Source organism: Pseudoroseomonas ludipueritiae (genome assembly GCF_014490445.1).
Lineage (GTDB): Bacteria > Pseudomonadota > Alphaproteobacteria > Acetobacterales > Acetobacteraceae > Pseudoroseomonas > Pseudoroseomonas ludipueritiae.
In genome coordinates this window covers 164,827-183,809 of record NZ_JACTUZ010000001.1, presented here as the reverse complement: position 1 = coordinate 183,809, position 18,983 = coordinate 164,827, and the positions used below count along the sequence as shown (strand labels likewise).

General features: G+C 69.0%; 16 protein-coding genes. 10 read left to right on the top strand and 6 right to left on the bottom strand.

Features of this window, described 5'->3' with window-relative positions:
- The first annotated feature begins 104 nt into the window (after nucleotides 1-104).
- Complete coding sequence (locus IBL25_RS00860) at nucleotides 105-1,586, top strand: MFS transporter (RefSeq protein ID WP_187776651.1); 1,482 nt, start codon at nucleotides 105-107, stop codon at nucleotides 1,584-1,586.
- Nucleotides 1,587-1,733: 147 nt separating this feature from the next.
- The gene (locus IBL25_RS00855; protein WP_187776650.1) at nucleotides 1,734-2,945 is read left to right on the top strand and encodes a hypothetical protein; all 1,212 of its coding nucleotides are present in this window, start codon (nucleotides 1,734-1,736) and stop codon (nucleotides 2,943-2,945) included.
- Here the strand turns inward: IBL25_RS00855 and IBL25_RS00850 are convergent.
- The gene (locus tag IBL25_RS00850; protein WP_187776649.1) at nucleotides 2,942-3,847 is read right to left on the bottom strand and encodes a LysR family transcriptional regulator; all 906 of its coding nucleotides are present in this window, start codon (nucleotides 3,845-3,847) and stop codon (nucleotides 2,942-2,944) included. The two genes, IBL25_RS00855 and IBL25_RS00850, sit on opposite strands and share 4 nt — an antisense overlap.
- Before the next feature lie 170 nt (nucleotides 3,848-4,017).
- Here IBL25_RS00850 and IBL25_RS00845 point away from each other — a divergent pair, with 170 nt between their 5' ends.
- Nucleotides 4,018-5,226 carry an MFS transporter gene (locus IBL25_RS00845; RefSeq protein WP_187776648.1) on the top strand — a complete coding sequence of 403 codons (1,209 nt, stop codon included), beginning with the start codon at nucleotides 4,018-4,020 and terminating at the stop codon, nucleotides 5,224-5,226.
- A 7-nt stretch (nucleotides 5,227-5,233) separates the two neighbouring features.
- Here IBL25_RS00845 and IBL25_RS00840 read toward each other — a convergent pair whose 3' ends face one another.
- A complete protein-coding gene (locus IBL25_RS00840; protein WP_187776647.1) occupies nucleotides 5,234-5,563 on the bottom strand; it encodes a YnfA family protein in 330 nt (109 codons plus the stop codon).
- Between the two features lie 125 nt (nucleotides 5,564-5,688).
- Between IBL25_RS00840 and IBL25_RS00835 the strand changes: the two genes are divergently transcribed.
- Entirely contained in the window at nucleotides 5,689-6,861 is a 1,173-nt protein-coding gene (locus tag IBL25_RS00835; protein WP_187776646.1) for an iron-containing alcohol dehydrogenase, read from the top strand.
- Nucleotides 6,862-6,865: 4 nt separating this feature from the next.
- Here the strand turns inward: IBL25_RS00835 and IBL25_RS00830 are convergent, their stop codons facing one another.
- The 3 genes from IBL25_RS00830 to secD all read right to left on the bottom strand — a co-directional run bounded on the left by IBL25_RS00830 (nucleotide 6,866) and on the right by secD (nucleotide 10,821).
- The gene (locus IBL25_RS00830) at nucleotides 6,866-8,044 is read right to left on the bottom strand and encodes an EAL domain-containing protein (RefSeq protein WP_187776645.1); all 1,179 of its coding nucleotides are present in this window, start codon (nucleotides 8,042-8,044) and stop codon (nucleotides 6,866-6,868) included.
- 221 nt (nucleotides 8,045-8,265) lie between these two features.
- Nucleotides 8,266-9,222: a protein translocase subunit SecF gene (gene secF, locus IBL25_RS00825; protein WP_187776644.1), complete on the bottom strand. Its 957-nt coding sequence runs from the start codon at nucleotides 9,220-9,222 to the stop codon at nucleotides 8,266-8,268.
- A gap of 12 nt (nucleotides 9,223-9,234) precedes the next feature.
- On the bottom strand, nucleotides 9,235-10,821 hold the full coding sequence (gene secD, locus IBL25_RS00820) for a protein translocase subunit SecD (protein ID WP_187776643.1): 1,587 nt from the start codon (nucleotides 10,819-10,821) through the stop codon (nucleotides 9,235-9,237).
- A gap of 131 nt (nucleotides 10,822-10,952) precedes the next feature.
- On the opposite strand from secD, the gene IBL25_RS00815 reads away from it, so the two are divergent.
- Together IBL25_RS00815 and IBL25_RS00810 are read left to right on the top strand one after the other, a co-directional pair.
- Complete coding sequence (locus IBL25_RS00815; protein WP_187776642.1) at nucleotides 10,953-11,930, top strand: Gfo/Idh/MocA family protein; 978 nt, start codon at nucleotides 10,953-10,955, stop codon at nucleotides 11,928-11,930.
- Nucleotides 11,931-11,961: 31 nt separating this feature from the next.
- Complete coding sequence (locus IBL25_RS00810) at nucleotides 11,962-12,897, top strand: dihydrodipicolinate synthase family protein (protein WP_187776641.1); 936 nt, start codon at nucleotides 11,962-11,964, stop codon at nucleotides 12,895-12,897.
- 15 nt (nucleotides 12,898-12,912) lie between these two features.
- On the opposite strand, the gene IBL25_RS00805 is transcribed toward IBL25_RS00810, so the two are convergent.
- Nucleotides 12,913-13,308: a VOC family protein gene (locus IBL25_RS00805; protein ID WP_187776640.1), complete on the bottom strand. Its 396-nt coding sequence runs from the start codon at nucleotides 13,306-13,308 to the stop codon at nucleotides 12,913-12,915.
- Nucleotides 13,309-13,685: 377 nt separating this feature from the next.
- On the opposite strand from IBL25_RS00805, the gene IBL25_RS00800 reads away from it, so the two are divergent.
- From IBL25_RS00800 to IBL25_RS00785, 4 genes are read left to right on the top strand one after another with little or no spacing between them, the layout of a single operon-like run.
- Nucleotides 13,686-15,203 (top strand): ABC transporter substrate-binding protein, encoded by a 1,518-nt coding sequence (locus IBL25_RS00800; RefSeq protein ID WP_187776639.1) that lies wholly within the window; start codon nucleotides 13,686-13,688, stop codon nucleotides 15,201-15,203.
- Nucleotides 15,203-16,153 carry an ABC transporter permease gene (locus IBL25_RS00795; protein ID WP_187776638.1) on the top strand — a complete coding sequence of 317 codons (951 nt, stop codon included), beginning with the start codon at nucleotides 15,203-15,205 and terminating at the stop codon, nucleotides 16,151-16,153. The genes IBL25_RS00800 and IBL25_RS00795 overlap by 1 nt, the downstream gene beginning before the upstream one ends.
- A complete protein-coding gene (locus IBL25_RS00790) occupies nucleotides 16,150-17,994 on the top strand; it encodes a dipeptide/oligopeptide/nickel ABC transporter permease/ATP-binding protein (RefSeq protein WP_187776637.1) in 1,845 nt (614 codons plus the stop codon). The genes IBL25_RS00795 and IBL25_RS00790 overlap by 4 nt, the downstream gene beginning before the upstream one ends.
- Complete coding sequence (locus tag IBL25_RS00785; RefSeq protein WP_187776636.1) at nucleotides 17,991-18,965, top strand: ABC transporter ATP-binding protein; 975 nt, start codon at nucleotides 17,991-17,993, stop codon at nucleotides 18,963-18,965. The genes IBL25_RS00790 and IBL25_RS00785 overlap by 4 nt, the downstream gene beginning before the upstream one ends.
- The last annotated feature ends 18 nt before the right edge of the window (nucleotides 18,966-18,983 follow it).

Below are 18,983 nucleotides of genomic sequence, written 5' to 3'. Positions count from 1 at the left end.
TCGCGAACATGATGCATGCCGGCGCGCATGCGGCAAGCCCGCCCGCCGCAACGCTTCCGCTATCCGGGCGTTGCCCCCGGATAGCCGGCGCAGGGGAGGCGTGCATGGAGCGGCAGGTCGCCGAAGGAGAAGTCTTCGAGACGGATGTCCCGGCCCGGTTGGACCGCCTGCCCTGGGACCGCTTCCACTGGCTGATCATCATCGCCCTGGGCATCACCTGGACCCTGGATGGGCTGGAGGTGACGCTGGTCGGTTCCCTGGCCGCCGCCATCCATGAGAGCCCCAGCCTCGCGCTTTCCGAAACGCAGGTGGGCCTTTCGGCCTCCGCCTACCTGATCGGTGCGGTGATCGGCGCGGTAGGTTTCGGCTGGCTGACGGACCGCTGGGGGCGGCGCAAGCTCTTCTTCATCACGGTGGGGCTCTACATGGCGGCCAGCATCGCCACGGGCTTCTCCTGGGACTTCTGGTCCTTTGCGTTCTTCCGGGCGCTGACCGGCGCCGGCATCGGCGGCGAATATGCCGCCGTGAACTCGGCGATCCAGGAGATGATCCCGGCCCGCAAGCGTGGCACTGTGGACCTGGCGGTCAATGGCACCTTCTGGGCCGGCGCCGCGCTGGGGGCGGCCTCTGCCCTGGTGGTGCTGGACCCGGCGGTGGTGGACCCCGAGATCGGCTGGCGCGCCGCCTTCATCGTCGGCGGGGTGCTGGCCTTGGTCATCATGCTGCTGCGGAACTGGGTGCCGGAAAGCCCACGCTGGCTGATGACCCACGGCCATGCCGATAAAGCCAGCCGCATCGTGCGCGAGATCGAGGAGGAGGTGGCCTCCCGCCACGGGCCGCTGCCGGCCCCGGAATACGGGCCGGTGCGGATGCGGCGGCGCGGCCATACCTCATTGCAGGATGTCATTCACATCATGCTGCACCGTCAGCGCCAGCGCACGGTGCTGGGCGTGACGCTGATGGCCTGCCAGGCCTTCTGCTACAATGCCATCTTCTTCACCTATGCGCTGGTGCTCACCAAGTTCTACGGCATCGGCTCGCACCAGGTGGGCTGGTACCTGCTGCCTTTCGCGCTGGGCAACCTGATGGGCCCGCTGCTTCTCGGCCCGCTCTTCGACAGCATCGGCCGCCGGGTCATGATCACCCTGACCTATGCCATGGCGGGCATCCTGATGGCGCTCTCCGGCTATGCCTTCCAACAGGGCTGGCTTTCCGCCTGGGAGCAAACGATGGCCTGGACGGTGATCTTCTTCTTCGCCTCGCCAGCCGCTTCCGCCGCTTACCTGACGGTGGGCGAAGCCTTTCCGCTGGAGATGCGCGCCATCGCCATCGCGCTCTTCTACGCCTTCGGCACGGCCATCGGCGGCGTGGCCGGCCCCGCGCTCTTCGGTTGGCTGATAGAGGGCGGCCAGCGCGGCGACATCTTCTGGGGCTTCCTGCTGGCGGCGGTGCTGATGCTGGTCGCCGCCGCCACCGAATGGCGGCTGGGTTTCGCGGCCGAGAGAAAGCCACTGGAGGATGTTTCCGCGCCGCTCTCCCTGCATGCGGAGGAGGATACCGCTCCCGTCCGGCCAGGCTTCCGCTGAGTGGAACGCTTCCCGTGGCTCACAAAATGACTTCACCGGAAAGCCACCATCAGCCATAGGCCGTGGAGGCTGCGCCGATATCCTGCGGTGCGGCTGCCCCGGCTGGCATGGCAGCCGGGCCCCGCGAGCGGATGACGGGTTTCCAGCATGGCTCCAGGCGCAGACAATCTCCGAGTTGACCTCGCCGAAGGCGAGGTGGTCTTTCTCTTCATCGGCGGCCCGCATCAGGTCTATCACCTGGCTCCGGCAGCGGCGGAACTGAGCCGGCTGCTGCCGCGCTGCCCTGTCACCTGCCTCTCCAACCATGCCGCCACCACCGCGGCGCTTCGCCGGGTGCGGGAGGCCCTGCATGCTCCGGCCATGCGGATCGAGAGCATCCGCCCGCCGCTCTGGGGGCGCCTGCTGGCGGCCGTGACGGGGCGGCGATCCTCCTTGAAGACGCCCCTGCTGTTTTCCCTCAGCCGCCGTCTGCGGCGGGCGGCGGCGGTGATCACGCCGGAGCGCACCTCGGCCAAGCTGCGGGGAATGGGGCTGCGGCATACCCTAATGATTCACTTCCGGCATGGCGCCGGGGACCGGGCGCCGGAATCCGAGAGCCGGCAATCCCTCTTCGACCTGGTGGTGGTGCCGGGGGAGAAGGATCTGCGCCGGGCAGCCGAGAAGGGCTATATGCCGCCCTCCCGCCTGCGGGCCGGTGGCTACCTGAAGCTGGAATTCTTCTCCAAGCTGGCGGGCAGCCCGCCCCGTCTTTTCGACAACGACCGGCCGGTGGTGCTCTACAACCCGCATTTCGATGCCGGCATCTCCTCCCTGCCATGGGCCCGGCAGGTGATCGGAGAGTTCGCGCGCCAGTCCCGCTACAATCTCGTCTTCGCGCCGCATATCCGCGCGGCGGAGAACATGGACGCGGCAGAGCGGGAGGAATGGCTGCGCCTGTCGCGGGAGGGGCGGATCCTGGTGGACCTCGACTCGCCGCGCCTGATAGACATGAGCTACGTGCTGGCGGCCGATATCTACCTGGGCGACATGTCCAGCCAGCTTTACGAGTTCCTGGCCCGGCCGCGCCCCGTGGTTTTCCTCAATGCCCATCACGTGGCCTGGCGGGATGATCCACGCTTCGCCGGCTGGGCGCTGGGCGAAGTGGCCGAGACGCCGGAGGATGTCATTCCCGCCATCGATCGGGCGGTGGCGGGCCACCCGGAGAAACTGGCCCGGCAGCAGGCAGCGGTGCGGGATGCCTTCGGCGAAATCGAAGGCGCGGCCTTGCGTGGTGCCCAGGTGATCGCGGCCGCGGTGGTCGGCCGCGCCGCGGCACGCCAGAGCGGAACCCTCGGGACAGCCATCGGGGCTTCGGCCTAGTAGGGCGGCACCGCCTCCGCCTGCCGGCGCAACTGGCGAATGCAGGCGCGGGCGGCGGGTGCGGCTTCGGTGCGGCGGAAGGCCGCTGCCAGTTCGGCCCGCAACGGCGTGCCAGCCAGGGGGCGGTAGACCACCCCTGGCAGCCGTACGCAGTCCCGCAGCGAGGCAGGCACCAGCGCGACACCCAGCCCGAGCCCTACCAGCGCCGCCACGGCCACCAGGTCCCGCCCGTAGTGTGCCACCCGTGGCGTGAAGCCCATCTGCTGCCCGATGGCGATGGTGTGGTGGTGGAAGCCCATGCTGGTTTCGGCATCGGGGCTGACGAAGGCTTCCTCGGCCAGGGCTGAAGGCTGGACTGCCGCCTGCGCGCAGAGGGGGTGGCCCTCCGGCAGTGCCAGCCAGAGTGGTTCCCGCAGCAGCGGCAGGGTGGCGATGCCATCGGGCAGCACCAGCGGCGGGCGAATGAAGCCGATGTCCAACCGCCCTTCCACCAGCGCCTCCAGTTGCGGCACGCTTTCCAGTTCCTGCAGCCTGAGTTCGACCTGGGGCTGCGCCTCGCGCCATGCGGCCACGCTGGCACCCAATACGCCGGAAAAGGCAGCCGAGGCCGCGAAGCCCACCGCCACGATGCCGCGCTCTCCGCGCCCTGCGAGGCGGCCGGTACGCTCCGCACGCTCGACCTGCGCCAGGGCCGGGCGGGCCTCTCGCAGAAACAAATGCCCTGCATCCGTCAGTGCCACGCTGCGCTTGGTGCGGCGGAACAGGCGCGCGCCCAGCAGGGCTTCCAGGCCCTGCACCTGCTCCGTCAGGGCAGGGGGAGAGAGGCCGAGCTTCTCGGCGGCCTGGGCGAAATGCAGGGTTTCCGCGACGGCAAGGAAGGCTCGGAGATGACGCAGCTCCACCCGGAGCACCCTTTCGAGGATTGTGGAAGACAGTATTCGGTCCGGCCGAATTATTTCGCGGCCTTGGCGGTCTGGTGGCAAGCCCTCCGGCGCGGGCATGCTGCACCGCAGCTACCGGGACCACCCATGAACAAGCCTATTCCGCGCTCGTGCCTGCCATGGTGGCGCCCATGACTGTCTCAGCCGAAGCGCCTTACATCGAGCGCGGGACCGCTGCCTTCCTGCGGACGAATCTCGCTTTCCTTTGCGCCGGCATCGCGACCTTCGCGCTGCTGTACTGCGTGCAGCCCCTGATGCCGGTCTTCTCGGCCGAATTCGGCGTCAGCCCAGCCGCCAGCAGCCTTTCGCTTTCCCTGCCAACGGCGGCCATGGCGGTGTGCATGCTGGTGGCCAGTGCCTTGTCCGAGGCGGTGGGGCGGAAGCCGGTGATGCTGGTCTCGGTTTTCGCCTCCTCCGCCATCACGGTCGCCTGCGCCTTCATGCCGGGCTGGGGAACTTTCCTGTCCTTGCGCATGGTGCAGGGCATCCTGCTTAGCGGCCTGCCAGCCGTGGCCATGGCCTTTATCGCTGAGGAAGTGCACCCGCGCTCCTCGGGCTATGCGATGGGGCTCTATATCAGCGGCTCCGCTCTGGGCGGGATGCTGGGGCGGGTGATCACCGGCCTGCTGATGGAATGGGGCGGCTGGCGGCTGGCCATTGGCGGCATCGGCGCGCTAGGGCTGGTGGCCTCGGTGATCTTCTGGCAATGCCTGCCACCCTCGCGCCACTTCAAGGCGCGGCCACTGGCCCTGCGCGGCCTGGCGGAGAACTTCGCGCTGCACCTGCGGGATGGCGGGCTGCGCTGGCTGTTCCTGGAAGGCTTCCTGCTGATGGGGTCCTTCGTCACCGTCTACAACTACATCGGCTACCGCCTGCTGGCGCCGCCCTATTCCCTGAGCCACGCCACGGTAGGGCTGGTCTTCACCGTCTATCTCGTGGGCATCGGCAGCTCGACCTTCGTGGGCGGCCTCGCGGATCGCTTCGGGCGGCGGCGGCTGCTGTGGATCGTGCTGCTGGCCATGCTGGGCGGGCTGGGGCTGATGGCCCTGCAGTCGCTGCTGGCGGTCATCGCCGGCATCGCCATCGTCACCTTCTGCTTCTTCGGCGCCCATTCCTTGTCCAGCTCCTGGGTGGGGCGGCGGGCCAAGGTGGCACGGGCACAGGCCTCCTCGCTTTATCTCTTCTGCTACTACATGGGCTCCAGCATCGTGGGGGCGGCAGGTGGGCTGGCCTGGGCCTCGGGCGGCTGGGCCGGCGTTACCTGGGTGGTCGGCGGCTGCCTTGTTCTGGCACTGGTGGCGGGCTTGCGGCTGGCCAGGCTGCGGCCGGTGGCGGGCTGAAGCGCCCTCAGCCTCCCCTGGGCGCCAGAAGGATAACAGCTGTGCCGGCCAGGCACAGCCCGACGCCGAGCAGGTCCCATCGGTCCGGACGCACGCCTTCGGCGCCCCAGAGCCAGAGCAGCGAGGCCGCCACATAAACCCCGCCATAGGCCGCATAGGCGCGCCCCGCCGCATCCGTCTCTGCGCGAGTCAGCAGCCAGGCAAAGGCAACCAGCGAAACCACCCCGCCAAGGGCCCAGAGCGGGCCGCGCCCCAGCCGCAGCCAAGCCCAGAAGCCGAAGCAACCGGCGATCTCCGCCAGCGCGGCAGCGACATAGAGCAGAAGGGTGCGCGTCATGCCCGCAGCCTTGCCCGGCGCGCCGCAGGCCGCAATGCCCGGCGTGGACCTGCCGCCCATTCTGCCCGATCCTGCCAGGAAGGACGCGGACCGAATCTCCGCGCTGGCAGGAGGAACTGACAAGCATGACCCCGATTTCCCTCGTCGCCCCCCGAAAGCTGCTGATCGGCGGCGGGGCTCTGGCGAAGCTGCCCGCGCTGCTGGCGGAATTCGGCCTTTCGCGCCCCCTGCTGGTGACGGACCCCTGGATGGTCTCCTCCGGCACGGTGGAGCGGGCACTGGCGCCGCTGAAGGGTGCCGGCATCGCCACCAGCGTCTTCTCCGAGACCGTGCCGGACCCCACGGATACCGTGGTGCAGGCTGGCGTGGAGGCATTGCGGGCGGGGGATTTCGATTGCCTGATCGGCTTTGGTGGCGGCAGCCCCATGGATACGGCCAAGGCCATCGCCATCCTCGCCGCGGCGGCGCCGGGGCAGAGCATGCGGGATTTCAAGGTGCCGGCCTCGGCCGACCGTGCGGCATTGCCGGTGATCTGCGTGCCCACCACCGCCGGCACGGGCAGCGAGGCTACGCGATTCACCATCGTCACCGATACGCAGCATGACGAGAAGATGCTGATCGCCGGTCTCGGCGCGCTGCCGCTGGCGGCGGTGGTGGATTACGAACTGACCTTCAGCGTCCCGGCGCGCGTGACGGCCGATACCGGCATCGACAGCCTGACTCACGCGCTGGAAGCCTATGTCAGCGCCCGTGCCAACAGCGTCTCCGACATCTATGCCCAGGCGGCGATGCGGCTGATCGCCGCCAATCTGCGCACCGCCTATGCCGAGCCGCAGAACCGCGCCGCCCGCGCCGCCATGATGGAAGGCGCGACCCTGGCCGGGCTGGCCTTCTCCAACAGTTCCGTGGCCCTGGTGCATGGCATGAGCCGGCCGCTGGGCGCGCATTTCCATGTGCCGCACGGGCTTTCCAACGCCATGCTGCTGCCGGCCATCACCGCCTTCGGCCTGGAGGCCGGCCTGCCACGCTATGCCGAGGCGGCGCGGGTCATGGGCGTCGCGCCCGCCGGGACGCCCGATGCGGAGGCTGGCGCCCTGCTGCTGGACGAGCTGCGCGCCCTGAACGAGGAACTGGGCGTGCCGACGCCCCGGGCCTATGGCATTCCGCAGGACCGCTTCGACTCACTGCTGGAGCTGATGGCGGAGCAGGCTCTCGCCTCCGGCAGCCCTGGGAACAATCCGCGCGTGCCGACCGCGGCCGAGATCATCGCGCTCTATCGCGAGGTTTACGGCAACTGAGGCCTTAGCGCCGCCGGAGGTGCGCCTGCCAGGCGGAGTGCCAGGCAGGCAGCGCCAGCGCGGGCAGCGGGCGGGCGATGGCATAGCCCTGCGCATGGTCCACGCCGGCCGCCGCCACCGCCTGCCAGAGCCGGGGATTGGAGACGCCTTCGGCCGTCACGGTCATGCCGCCGGCATGGGCCAGCCGTACCAGCCTCTGCACCTCCGCCCGGGCACGGCGCCGCGTCGGCAGGGCGGAGACCAGCATCCGGTCCAGCTTGATGCCGGAGAAGGGCAGGGACAGCAGCCAGCCGCGGTTGTCGTTGATCTCCATGTCGTCCACCAGCACGGGGAAGCCCGCGCTGCGGAGCCGCTCCAGCGCCCGCCGCAATGCCGGCCGATCCAGCACCGGGGAGGTTTCCGTTAGTTCCAGCACCAGGGCGGAAGGTGGGAAGCGCGTCGCCGCCAGCAGTTCTTTCAGCCAGGCCAGCACATCCCGCTCCACCAGCACGGCCAGTGGCAGGTTCAGCGCCAGGGCGGCGCCGACGCGGGCGGGGGCGGCGGCCAGTTCCATGAAGGCGCGCTGCGCCACGGCGATGGAGAGCGCCCGGCCCAACCCGCTCCGCTCCGCCAGCGGCACGAAGGCATCGGGGCTCAACGGGGTATCGTCGCGCCGCTGCCACCGGGCGAGGCCTTCCAGCAGCACCACGCGCCGGTCAGCGACGCGGACCACCGGCTGGTAGCGGACGGCGATCTCACCCCGCTTCAGGCCGACAGCAAGATCCTGCGGGTTGTCGGTGGGCACCTGCGCCTTGAACCGTGCCGCCTGCTGCAGGGCGCGGGCCAGCGATACTGGCTCGGCGGCCGACCATGTGACGCCCGGCGGCATCTGGCCCTCATCACCCCCCGGCTGCGCGGAATCGCCGATCACCACCATTTTGGTCAGGCCGAAGGGGTCGGAGGCCGTGGCCACCAGGGCCGGCCAACTGGAGCCTGCCGCGGAAGCCTGGCAGACGATCTGGCGTGGTGGCTCACCGGATGAGAAGAGATGCGCCAGCACATCGCGCTCCTCATGCACCAGCAGAGGCGGGCGGCGCTTCAGGCCTTTGGCAGCCTGCCGGGTCGCGGAGATCACATGTGGATCGCGCGCCAGCAGCAGCATTTGGGCTTCGTCCGACCTTGCCGAACGAAAGCGCAGGGACATGGCACATCTCCAGGGAGCCGCCTTTATGTAGTCCAGGCCCCGCAGCAACGCCAAGCTTTGTCTCAGTTTGCGAGCATTTTCCTGTTAGATAAACACCGCACGTAAAGATGGCCGTAATTAGCTTTTAGTATACTGGAGATTCTTGGGCGTTATTCTGATCTGTCTCATATCGCGGCACGGGAGCTGAACGGCCCCGGCCATTACCGGCCGGGGCGAGTCGCTCAGCGGGATGCCGCGGCGGAGGCCGTGGCGGCTTCCGTGCCACGGCGCAGCCGGTTCTCTCCCAGGAAGAGCAGGATCGGCGCAGCGATGAAGATCGAGGAAGAGGCCGAGGTGACGATGCCGAAGACCATGGTGATGGCGAAGCCCGACAAAGCATCGCCACCGAACAGAGCCAAAGGCACGGCCGAGAGCAGCAGCGTCATGGAAGTGCCGAGGGTGCGGTTCAGCGTCTCGTTGATCGACTTGTCGATCAGGTTCCGCAGCGGCATGGTCTTGTACTTGCGCAGGTTCTCCCGCATCCGGTCATAGACCACGACCTTGTCGTTGACCGAGAAGCCGATGATGGTCAGCACCGCCGCCACTGTCGTCAGGTTGAACTCCAGGCGCGTGACAGCCAGGAAGCCGATGACCTTGGTGGTTTCCAGCAGCAGCGTGACAATCGCGCCCACTGCGAACTGCCATTCGAAGCGCACCCAGATATAGACCATCATCGCCAGCATCGAGATACCGAGCGCGATCAGGCTGCCGGTGAAAAGCTCACCGCTGACGCGGTTGCCTACCGCCTCGGTCCGCAGGATGCGGGTGCCGGGGGCGGCGGTTTCCAGCGCGGCGCGGACGCTGTTGACGGCGTTCTGGGTGGCCGCCTCGTCGCCCTGCACGGGCAGGCGCAGCAGCACGTCGCTTTCCGAGCCGAACTGTTGCAGGCCGACATCGCCCAGGCCCAGGCCGTCAGTCGCGTCGCGCAGGGCACCCAGGTTCGCCGGCCCCGGGGCGCGGACTTCCATGACGATACCGCCGCGGAAGTCGATGCCCTTCTCCAGCCCGGGGTAGAAGGCCAGGATCACCGAGGCGATGGACAGGAAGACCGAGAAGGCGATGCCGATCTTGCGCCCCTTCATGAAGGGGATCTTGGTGTCGTCCGGCACCAGCCGGAACAGGGGGCGTGCGAGGAACATGAGCGAAACCCCTTACACCGGCAGCGTGCGCGGGCGACGCGCGCGGTACCACCAGGAAACGAACAGGCGCACCAGCGTCGTGGCCGTCCACATCTGCACCACCGTGCCGATGGCGACCGTGATGGCGAAGCCGCGCACCGGGCCGGAGCCGAAGCCATAGAGGCAGGCCATGGCGATCAGGTTGGTCAGGTTGCTGTCCATGATGGTGCCGGAGGCCTTGGTGAAGCCGGCCTCCAGCGCGCTGGCCGGCGGCTTGCCCAGCCGCGTTTCCTCACGGATGCGCTCGTTGATCAGGATATTGGCGTCCAGTGCCGTGCCCAGGGTCAGCACCACGCCCGCGATGCCCGGTAGCGTCAGCGTCGCTTCCAGCACCGAGAGCCCGGCCGCCATCAGCAGCAGGTTGACCAGCAGCGCCACATTGGCGAACCAGCCGAGCAGGCCATAGGCCAGGCCCATGTAGAGGAAGACGAAGGCGGCGCCGGCGGCGAGGCTCAGCAGGCCGGCGCGGATGGCGTCGGCGCCCAGCTCGGGGCCGACGGTACGCTCTTCCACCACCGTCAGCGGGGCGGGCAGGGCGCCGGCGCGCAGCAGCACGGCCAGGTCATTGGCCGAGGCCGCGTTGAAGCTGCCGCTGATCTGGCCGCTGCCGCCCGTGATAGGCTCGCGGATCACCGGCGCGGTGATGACCTTGTTGTCCAGCACCACGGCGAAGGGCCGGCCGACATTCTGGCGGGTGATCTCGGCGAAGCGGCGGGTACCGAGGCTGTCGAAGGTGAAGTTCACCACCCATTCGCCGGTCTGCGGGTTCTGGCCGGTACGGGCGTCGGAGAGATTGGCGCCATCCACCTCGATGCGCCGGCGCACCGCGTAGCGCTGGCCGGGCTGCTCACCCTCCAGGAACTCGACACCCGGGGGCGGGGTGGCGGCGCTCGGGTTGGCGTTCTCGTCCAGCAGGCGGAAGGTCATGCGGGCGGTGCGGCCCAGCAGTTCCTTGATGCGGTTCGGGTCCTCGACGCCCGGAAGCTGCACCAGGATGCGGCTGCTGCCCTGGCGGGCGATCAACGCCTCCGAGGTGCCGCTCTCGTCGATACGGCGGCGGACGATCTCGACCGACTGTTCCACGGCGCCAGAGGCGCGGGCGCGCAGGGCGGCCTCGCTGATGGTGGCGCTGACCACGCCTTCCGGCGTCGCGGCGATGTCGATGTCCGGTGCCGTCGCGCCGCCGCCGATGGGCACCGGATTGGCCAGCTCCCGCAGTGCCGCCAGCGCGGCCTCGGACTGGCCAGGGTCGCGCAGGCGGAAGGAGAGGCGGCGCTCATCCGGCTGGGTGGTGAGGTTGACATAGCCGACATTGGCCTGCCGCAGCCGCGTGCGGGTGGCATCGGCCAGGCTTTCGAGGCGCTCCTTCACCACGGCCGCCGTATCGACCTCCAGCAGGAGGTAGGAGCCGCCGCGCAGGTCGAGGCCCAGCGAGATCTGCCGCGCCGGCAGCCAGGACGGGATCGATGCACGCGGAAACAGGTTGGGCAGCGTGAGAAGCACGCCCAGGAGGATGACGCCCAGGATGGCGGCGACCTTCCACCGCGCGAAGTACAGCATGGCCGGAAAGGCCCCCCAGTTTAGAGGGTGCGGAACATGCTGTCCCAGGCCGCCCGACGCAAGCCACCATGCGCGCGGCGCCACACTCTGCTACAGGCCGCAGCCATCGGTTGAATGGCGCGGAGGGTGCGATGCTGAAGCTGGGGATCCTGGGAGCGGGGCATTTCGGCCGCTTCCACGCGCTGAAGGCGGCCAAGGCGGCGGGAGAGGGGAAGGTCGAGTTCCTCGGCCTGGCCGATGCCAGCCCGGAGCGCGCCGCCCTGGTGGCGGGGGAGGCCGGCACGCGGGTCTGGCAGACGGAGGAGCTGATTGGCGCCGCCGAGGCCCTGATCGTCGCCGCCCCCACCGCCTTCCATTTCGAACTGGCCGCGGCGGTGCTGAAGGCCGGCAAGCATGTCTTCGTGGAAAAGCCCATCGCCGCCACGCTGGATCAGGCGGATGCGCTGGTAGCCCTGGCGGCCTCCGCGAAGCGTGTTCTGCAAGTCGGGCATGTGGAGCGCTTCGGCGCCGGCTTCGCCACGCTGCTCTCCTCGGCTGGCGTCGGGCGGCCGCTTTATATGGAAGCGGTGCGGATCGCCCCCTTCCGGCCGCGCGGGCTGGATGTCTCGGTCGTGCTGGACCTGATGATCCATGACCTGGACCTGGTGATCTCCCTGGCCGGTGGCGCGGTGGAGGATGTGCAGGCGGTGGGCACGGCCGTCTGCTCGGGCCGGGTGGACATCGCCAATGCCCGGCTGCGCTTCGCGGGCGGCGCCCAGGCGACGGTCACCGCCAGCCGCGCCAGCCTGAAGATGGAGCGGCGCCTGCGGGTCTTCGGCACCGAGGGCTATGCCAGTATCGACTTCCTGGCGCGCGAGCTGAAGCTGGTGCGCAAGGGCCAGGGCGTGGCGCTGGAACAACTGCCCGGCCATGGCATCGAGACCCTCTCCTGGCAAGACCGCGACAACCTGGAGGCCGAGCAGGCCGCCTTCGTCGCCGCCTGCGTCAATGGCACGCCTGCCGTGGTGGATGGCCATGCCGGTCGCGCCGCGCTGGACGCCGCGCTGCGGGTGGAAGCGGCGATCGGCGCTTCCCTTGCCGGCGTGGGCTTGCCCTTCGCCGCCACCTGACTAGGCTGCGGCGCGTCTCAGGAGAGTTCCTATGCTGCTCGACAATACCGCCAAGGGCGTCTTCCCCATCGCCCCCACGCCTTTCCACCCCGATGGCCGCATCGACGAGGCCTCGGTGGACCGCATGACCGACTTCTATGTGGAATGCGGCAGCACCGGCATGACGGTGCTGGGCGTGATGGGCGAGGCCCCCAAGCTGGAGGGCGGCGAAGCCCTGGACCTGGCGAAGCGCTTCGTGAAGCGGGCTTCCTCGATTCCGGTGGTGGTGGGCGTCTCGGCGCCGGGCTTCGCGGCCATGCGGGCGCTGGCGCGCGCCTCGATGGATGCGGGCGCCGCGGGCGTGATGATCGCGCCGCCGAACACGCTGCGCACCGACGACCAGATCGTCACCTACTACCGCCAGGCGGTGGAAGCGATCGGCGAGGATATTCCCGTCGTCGTGCAGGACTTCCCGCTGAACTTCACGGTGGTGATGACGCCGGGCGTGCTGCGCCGGATCATCACGGACAACCCCTCCTGCGTCATGGTGAAGCACGAGGACTGGCCCGGCCTCGAGAAGATCTCCGCCCTGCGGAACTTCGAGAAGGACGGGATGCGCCACGTCTCCATCCTGTGCGGCAATGGCGGCGCCTTCCTGGACTTCGAGGTGGAGCGCGGCGCCGACGGCGCCATGACCGGCTATGCCTTCCCGGACATGCTGGTGGACCTGGTGAAGCTGTCTTCCTCCGGCCAGCGCGACGCGGCGCATGACCTGTTCGACGCCCACCTGCCGCTGCTGCGCTACGAGCAGCAGCCGGTGGTGGGGCTGGCGATCCGCAAGTACATCATGGCGCGCCGCGGCATCATCGCCTCCGACGCCCAGCGCAAGCCAGGCGCCGCGATGAGCGCCACGGCGAAGGCGGAGGTGGAGTACCTGCTCTCCCGCGTCGCGCGCCACGACGCCCGCGCCAAGCTGCCGGCGGCCTGAGCCGGCGCGGCCGCTTCAGCGGAAGCGGCCGAAACGCTCCAGGACCTCGATGCGATAGCCATCGGGGTCCGCGATAAAGAAGAAGCGGGCGAAGGGCCGGCCCTCATGCGGCATCTCCCGCATCGGGCCTGGCTCCAGCCCCTCGGCCTGCATGCGGGCGTGTTCCGCCTGCAGGTCCGGCACGACCACAGCCAGATGGCCATAGCCATCTCCCAGCGCATAGGGCTCGGTCCGGCCCGCATTCATGGTCAGTTCCAGTTCGAAATCACCTTCCGGCGTGCGCAGGTAGATCAGCGTGAAGCTTTCGAAGGCTGCGCGCTCGGCGACTTCCAGCCCAAAGGCGCGGCGATAGAAGTCGAGCGACCGCGCTTCGTCGAGGACGCGGATCATGCTGTGCGCAAGCTTGGCCATCGGAAACTCCTGCCAGGGTGAAGAGCCGCGCCTCCCTTAGCCCGAGTCCCGGTCCCAAGACAGTTGGCAAGGCAGCCGGTATCACCACGCGAAACGATTCGTACTTCTCACCAGATGAAACTGGCTTAGCTGCCTTTTGCGCTAGCCAATCCACAGCGCTCTGCCGACTTTTTGTGCGCTTCGCCGTGTGAAATGGCCCTCGGAGCTTTTCGCCCACCAAAAAGAAGTGGCGCCAGTTCCGCCGGGGTGCTGCCATGCGCCTGCAGCCCGCTGGTTGTGATGAAGCCGCTGTCCGGGCGGCCCATGCCGGGGCCACCCGTGTTCGCCTGACCTGAAGAAGTGGCGCCAGCCGCTGCCTCTGTTCCGGGAGACCCGCCATGACCCCGACACGCCGCGCTTTCCTTGCCGCCGGTGCCTCCCTGCCTTTTCTCCGCGGGCCGGCACGGGCGCAGCCGGCGGGCGGCATCCTGCGCTTCGGGCTTTCGGCCTATCCACCCAACCTGCAACCCTGGGTCAGCACAGGCGGCGCCGCGGGCACGGTGAAGATGCTGCTGCACCGCCGCCTGGTGTCCTACAACGCCAAGGGCGAGCTGCGGGGGGAACTGGCGGAATCCTGGTCCCGCGACCAGGAGGACGGCGCCTGGGTTTTCAAGCTACGGCCCAATGCCAGGTTCCAGAATGGGGAGCCGGTGACCTCCACCGACATCCGCTGGAATGTCGAGCAGATCGCCGGGGAGAAATCGACCGCCTATATGCGCGCCCAGTTCCAGGGGGTGGAGCGGATCGAGACCCCGGACGCGCGGACCATCCGCTTCCATACCAAGCAGCCTGTGGCGGCCTTCCCGGAATGGTTCGCCGGCTACAACATGGGGCTCATCTGGCACAAATCCGAGGCACGCGAGCCGGTGGGCGCCGGCCCCTTCCGCATCGCGTCGCAGGAACGCGGCAGCTCCATTACGCTGGAGGCGGTGCCGAACCACTGGCAAGGCCTGCCGAAGATCAGGACGGTCAACATGGTCGTCTATGCCGACGAGAACCTGCGGGCGGCGGCGCTGCAATCCGGCGACGTGGACCTGATTGAGTATGTGCCCTGGCAGGCCATGTCCGCCATCGAGGCCGATGCGCGCCTGAGGCTGGACGCCACCACTGGCCCCTTCATGGACATCCTGTTCAATGGCTCCAAGGGGCCTTTCTCGGACCCGCGTGTGCGCCGCGCGGTGGCCCATGCCATCCGGCGTGAGGAGATCGTGAAGGCCGCCTTCTTTGGCCGTGGCGCGGTGCTGGAAGGCGTACCGATGGTGGAAGGCACGCCCTGGTACGATGCAGAGCTGGCGAGAGGCTGGGCCTATGACCCGGAACGTTCCAGGACGCTGCTGAGCGAGGCGGGCTTCGCCAACGGCTTCCGGACCACGCTGCTCTCCACCGCGCAATATGGCATGCACAAGGACACGGCCGAGGTGGTGCAGCAGCATCTGGCGGCCATCGGCATCCAGTGCGAACTGCGCCTGCCGGACTGGTCCACCCGCGTCAGCCAGGGGCAGCGCGGCCAGTATGAGATCGCCATTCATGGCGTCTCGGCCGAGAGCAACGATCCTGATGGGCTGACGCCGGTCTTCGACACTACGCTTTCCCCTTCGCATGGCCGTTCCTTCGCCCTCCAGGCGCCGCGCACTGTCGCTGCCCTGGCGAAGGGACGCGGGGAATTCGATCAGGCCAGGCGCGTCGAGGCTTACAAGGAATTTCAGCGCGCGGCGTTGGAGGAGGTGCCATTGGTCACGCTTGCCTGGCGCAGCCAGGGCTTCGGCATGGACAAGAAGGTCAAGGGCTTCTCCACTCTGCCAGGCGCCCTTAGCACCCTGTCCGGCGCCCTGCTTGAAGAAACCCATCTCGGCTGATGCGCTGGCTCCTGCGCCGTATCGGCATTTCCATCGCGCTGGCCTGGATCGTGGCCAGCATCGTTTTCATGACCCTGCACATGGTGCCGGGCGACCCCGCGGAGATCCTGCTCTCCACCGGCGGCGTCTCGCCCGACCCGGCGGCGGTGGCGGAGCTGCGGGAGCGGCTGGGGCTCGACCAGCCGCTGCTGGACCAGTACGGCCAGTTCCTGCTGGGGCTGACGCGCGGCGACCTCGGCGTTTCGCTGGTCGATGAATATCCCGTGCTGGACGAGATCGCGCTGCGCCTGCCGCGCACGCTGGAACTGATCCTGGCCGGCACGCTGATCGCGGTGGTGGTCGCCCTCCCGGCCGGCACCTATGCGGCGCTGCACCGGGGTGGGCTTTTCGATCGCATCGCCTCGGGAACGGCGGCGCTGCTGCTGGCGGTGCCGGTTTTCGTGGTGGGCACCGTGTTGGTGCTGCTGCTGGCGCAGATCCTGCGAATCATGCCGGCGGGCGGCTATGTGCCGCTGGCGCAGGACCCCTGGCAGCACCTGACACTTCTGGCATTGCCATCCCTCGCCATCGCCAAGGGCTTGGCAGCAGTGGTCTTCCGCATGACCCGCGCCTCGGTGCTGGATGCGTTGAGCCGCGACTATGTGCGCACCGCGCGCGCCAAGGGCATCTCGCCCACGCGCGTGCTGGTGAAACACGTGGTGCGCAACGCGCTGACACCGGTGCTGACGGTGCTGGGCCTGCACATGGGCACGCTGCTCGGCGGCACGGTGCTGGTGGAATACGTCTTCAACTGGCCGGGCCTTTCCACGCCGCTGCTGCGCGCGGTGGAGGCGCGGGACTACCCGATGGTCGTAGGCATCGTGCTGACCATCTCGGGCCTGTTCCTGCTGATCAACCTGGTGATGGACCTGCTCTACGCCGCCCTCGATCCGCGGATCCGCACGGCATGAAGAAGCTCTGGATTCCGGGCGCGATCGTCGCGCTCATCGTTCTCCTGGCCATTGCGGCTCCCATCCTGGGGCTGGCGGACCCGGTGCGGCAGGATATCGCGAACCGCCTTGCCGGACCCATGGCCGGATCGCCACTGGGGCGGGACGAGTTCGGCCGCGACGTGCTGTCTCGCCTGATCTGGGGCGCGCGCACCAGCCTCGGCGTCGCCTTCGCCTCGGCGCTCATCGCGGGCATCATTGGCACCACCTTCGGGCTGATCGGCGGCTGGTTCCGTGGGTTGGGTGAGATCCTGACCGTGCGGAGCATGGACATCATCCTCTGCTTCCCGCCCGTGCTGCTGGCGCTGCTGGTGGTGACCCTGATGGGGCCGGGCGCGGGCACGCTGATCCTGGTGCTCTCGGTGCTCTACCTGCCGGGCTTCGCGCGTGTGACCTATGCGGAAGTGCTCTCCGCCCGCAGCCTGGACTATGTCGAGGCCGTGCGCGCCCTGGGTGCGCCGACGGGGCGCATCCTGTTCCGTACGGTGCTGCCGAATGTCGCCGGGCCGGTGCTGGTGCAGCTTTCGCTGGCCGTCGCCTCGGCGGTGGTGCTGGAGAGCGGGTTGTCGTTCCTGGGCCTGGGCGTGGTGCCCCCGGCGCCTTCCTGGGGCCTGATGATCCGCGGGGCGCGCGCCACGATGGAACAGGCGCCGATGCTGCTGCTCTGGCCCTGTGCGGCGCTGACGCTGACCATCCTGGCCATGAACCTGCTCTGCGACGGGTTGCGCGACGCGGTGGACCCGCGCACGCCCGCCGGCCGCCGCCGCTTCCGCCTGGTGGACCGCGTGCTGCCCGGGTTGGTGCCGGCACCCGCGCCGCGCAGCGATACGGTGCTGGAAGTGCAGAACCTGACGGTGGAGATCGCCACGCCGCGTGGGCCGATCCGCCCGGTGCAGGATGTCTCGCTCTCCGTCCGCGCGGGGGAGACTCTGGCCATCGTGGGCGAGAGCGGTTCCGGCAAGTCGGTCACCGCCACCGCCGTGATGGGCCTGCTGCCGCCGGTGGCGGTGCCTGTGGAAGGCCATGCCTGGCTGGGCGGCAAGGACCTGCTGCGGCTGAGAGAGCCGGAGATGCGCGCCCTGCGCGGCGGGCCTATGGCCATGGTGTTCCAGGACCCGATGAGCAGCCTGAACCCGGTGCATACCGTGGGCGCCCAGGTGGTGGAGGCGATCCAGGCGCATCAGAAGATCTCCTCGGCCGAGGCCTGGGCCAGGGCGGAGGAATTGTTCAAGCGCGTCGGCATCGCCGACCCGGCCAAGCGGCTGCGGGTTTATCCGCATGAGATGTCCGGCGGCATGCGGCAGCGCGTGATGATCGCCATGGGCATCGCCAACAACCCGAAGCTGCTGATCTGCGACGAGCCGACCACGGCGCTGGATGTCACGGTGCAGGCGCAGATCCTGGACCTGCTGAACGACCTGAAGCGCGAGACCGGCATGGCGATGATCTTCATCACGCACAGCCTGGGCGTGGTGTCGGAGATCGCGGACCGGGTGGCGGTGATGTATGCCGGGCAGGTGGTGGAGCAGGGCAGGGTCGAGGAAGTCTTCGGCAACCCGCTGCATCCCTATACCCGCGCCCTGCTGGCCGCCGTGCCGGAAGGCGAGGAGCCGCCGCTGGGCATCCCGGGCATCGTGCCGCCGCCGCACAACTTCCCGGTTGGCTGCCGCTTCGCGCCGCGCTGCCGTTTCGCCACCGCCGCCTGCGAAGCCGGGCCGCCGCCGCTGGAGGATATCCGCGCCGAGCGGCAGGTGCGCTGCATCCGCTGGCATGAACTGACGCCCACGGAGGCCGTGGCATGAACGCGCCGCTGATCGAAGCTGTCGGTCTTTCCAAGACCTTCCCCGGCAAGGGGTTGTTCCGCAAGGGTCGGCCGGTGCAGGCGGTGAAGCATATCGATGCTTCCGTCGCGCTCGGGGAGGCCGTGGGCGTGGTGGGCGAAAGCGGCTCCGGCAAGAGCACGCTGGGCCGCATGATGCTGGGGCTGATGCCGGCAACGGAGGGCGCCGTCCGCTTCGACGGCAAGCTGGTGAATGAGGCCTCCCGCGCCGAATGGCGGCGGCTGCGGCGGCGGATGCAGATCGTGTTCCAAGACCCTTACGGCAGCCTGGACCCGCGCCGCCGCGTCGGCGACCAGATCGCCGATGGCATCTCCATCCATGGCCTGCTGCCCTCGGGCAAACGGGAGCGGCGGGTGGCGGAACTGCTGAACAAGGTCGGGCTCGACCCGGCCCATGCGCAGCGCTTCCCGCATGAATTCTCCGGCGGCCAGCGGCAGCGCATCGGCATCGCGCGGGCGCTTTCCACCGGGCCGGACTTCCTGGTGGCGGATGAGCCCGTCTCGGCGCTGGATGTCTCCATCCAGGCGCAGGTCATCCAGTTGCTGGGGGAACTGCGGCGGGACCTGGGCCTCGCCATGCTCTTCATCAGCCACGACCTGCCGGTGGTCGCCAATCTCTGCGACCGGGTGATCGTGATGTACCTGGGCCGGGTGATGGAGGAAGGCACGGCACGTAGCGTCTTCGCGCGCCCGGTCCATCCCTATACCCGCGCGCTGCTGTCGGCCACGCCGATGCTGGACCCGGCGCGCCGTGCCAAGCGCATCCTGCTGCAGGGCGACCCGCCCAGCCCCTCGAACCCGCCCTCCGGCTGCGTCTTCCGCACGCGCTGCGCCCATGCGCGCGACGCCTGCGCCGAGGTGGTGCCGGAACTGCGGCCCTTTGGCGATGCGGGAACGCGCGTCGCCTGCATCCGGGCGGAAGAGATCGCCTGATCCGCTTGGCCTTCAACG